The organism is Monashia sp. HAY1-5C (assembly GCF_056755255.1).
The window spans coordinates 1-266 of the sequence record NZ_JBPGXG010000396.1 but is presented as its reverse complement, the minus strand read 5'-3'; the positions used below and the strand labels follow the sequence as shown (position 1 = coordinate 266).

Annotated in this window: 1 pseudogene; it reads left to right on the top strand. The window is 61.7% G+C overall.

Annotation, left to right across the window (positions count from 1 at the left end):
* Positions 1–266 (top strand): annotated as a pseudogene (locus ACR9ZK_RS22170) (MFS transporter); the annotation flags it as partial.

The following is a 266-nucleotide window of genomic DNA, read 5'->3' as shown; positions in this document are numbered from 1 at the left end:
AAGAGACAGTGGGCCATCTGGGCAACGTTGCGCTGTTCGTGGCGGCGTTCTGCATCATCCTGTCGATGTACGGCGGTGGTTTTGCGACCGTTCCGGCGTATCTGGCCGACCTGTTCGGTACGCAGATGGTTGGCGCGATCCACGGTCGCCTGCTGACTGTCTGGGCTGCGGCCGGGGTGCTCGGTCCGGTGTTGGTGAACTACCTGCGTGAGTATCAGTTGAGCATCGGCGTTGAACGCGCTGCCGCTTACGACATCACCCTGTAC